Origin of the sequence: Mesorhizobium sp. M0768 (assembly GCF_040320195.1) — a bacterium.
In the GTDB taxonomy this organism is placed as follows: Bacteria; Pseudomonadota; Alphaproteobacteria; order Rhizobiales; family Rhizobiaceae; genus Mesorhizobium.
Genome location: NZ_JAMYPD010000086.1, coordinates 1 through 1,671 on the forward strand (window position 1 = coordinate 1; position 1,671 = coordinate 1,671).

The 1,671-nt window shown below is 60.4% G+C and carries 2 protein-coding genes; one reads left to right on the forward strand and one right to left on the reverse strand.

The window, feature by feature from the left end; translation table 11 throughout:
* On the forward strand, positions 1–320 hold a 320-nt coding region (locus NKI08_RS34380; protein WP_352775931.1), incomplete at its 5' end, for a hypothetical protein.
* A gap of 169 nt (positions 321–489) precedes the next feature.
* On the opposite strand, the gene NKI08_RS34385 is transcribed toward NKI08_RS34380, so the two are convergent.
* On the reverse strand, positions 490–1,656 hold the full coding sequence (locus NKI08_RS34385) for an IS110 family RNA-guided transposase (RefSeq protein WP_352775934.1): 1,167 nt from the start codon (positions 1,654–1,656) through the stop codon (positions 490–492).
* Positions 1,657–1,671: the final 15 nt, after the last annotated feature.

The window sequence follows — 1,671 nt, forward strand, 5'->3', positions numbered from 1 at the left end:
CGCTTGTATGGGCTAATCTTTGTCAAGGTGATCTTTCAGTCGTTCCGTCCTCCTTGTTCAGCCGTGTGCGCCCATTTGTTCCTGCTTTGGCTCCGGGGTCCATTGGGGCGCCGCGCGCAGTGACGGTCAAGGGTGGGCCTTTGGCCATCGCGAAGCGACTTGCCCTTGATGGTCACGAGCACGGCGGCAGCGTTACATTGAGCCGGCAGGTGCTGTTTGTAGAGCTCTACAACTTCAAACCGAGGGGAGCTCGCCATCAGGCGCCCGTAAACGCGCCGCAAGCTTGTATGCGGTTGATCCTCGCGGATCAAAAACCATGATGCAGCCATACGCATCGGCGGCGAAGCTCCGGGCGGTGGGCCCATTCTACAGCGCGGCGTCGTAAGCCATGTGAGCGACCGGGATCACCACCACCTCGGATCGTTATTGGCAGACGCTATTGCAGCTGCCAAACTTCAATGCTCGTCCTGTCGAACGCTCCTCCATGCTTTATACCGGACGCAGGGCTACTCCCGTCGGGATCTCGCCGGTCGTGACAAGTCGCCAGAAGGCAATCAGTAGCTTGCGCGCCAAAGCCACGATCATTGTCTTGCGCGTACCGCCACGGCCATCGGCCGTTCTCGCGCAAAACCAGTGCGCCAGCGCGCTGTTCTTTTGGAATTGGAGGAACCGCCAAGCCAATAGGATCATGCCGTAGCGGACGCGAGCGTTGCCGGCCCGCGCAAGACCTTTCTCGCGCCTGCGTTGGCCGCTCTCATCCGGCGCCCCGGTAAGTCCGGCATAGCGGGCGACGGCTCGCCGATCACGCAGGCCGCGTGAGAGAATCTCATTCACCAGCATGTCCGCAGTCTCGATACCTACACCGATGATCCGCGCAAGAAGGCGAACCATCGCGAGCGGACCCTTCTCCGTGTCCGGAACCACCGAGAGCTGCCGCAACCGCTCCTGTTCGATCTCGTGAATTTGTTCATGCAACAGGTGAAGCCGTCCGAGATTACGGCGCAACTCGGCTCGGCTTCGTTCCGGTAGGGGCATACCTTCCGCCGTATGCAGAGCCTCCAGTTTCTCGGCAGCTTTGCGCAGATTGGGTTTGAAGGCGCGAATGCCGAAGCGAGCGAGGATTGCCTTGATGCGGTTGACGATCCGTGTACGTTCGCGGACGAGATTGTCTCGTTCACGGTTCGGACGGCGGGCCTCCTCCTCATTGATGGTTGGGATGGCTGCCATGCTGCAGTGGCGCTTCTCGCCCCGCAGCCAGCCAAGAAAGGCGCGCATCAGCAGTTCGGTATCGAGGCGATCGGTCTTGGCACGCCGATGTTCACGGGAAACCGCGACGCTCGATGGATGTATGACATAAGCTTCGACAGCGCGCGCCTGAAGCCAGCGCGCCAACCAAAAGCCGTCGCGTCCAGCCTCATAGGCGACAACGATGCGCCGGACTTCACGCCCGGCTTGGATGGCTTCGCTGCGCCAGCGGCGCAACAGCCTGAACACCGAATCCGGGTCGGCATCGAGCTTCTTGAGAGGATTACGTTCAAAGCCAGGGACCGTCGCAGCAATGAGCCACTTTGTCTGGCTCATCTCAATCACTGCGACCAACGTGCTGTCCTGATCAAGGGCAGTAAGGGATTTGCTTGCATCAAAGGATGGTGACATGGGGCGCTCCTTAGG

Bases quoted from the DNA above. Each gene is read 5' to 3' on its own strand.
- NKI08_RS34385 (WP_352775934.1), bottom strand. From the start codon at position 1,656: ATGTCACCATCCTTTGATGCAAGCAAATCCCTTACTGCCCTTGATCAG.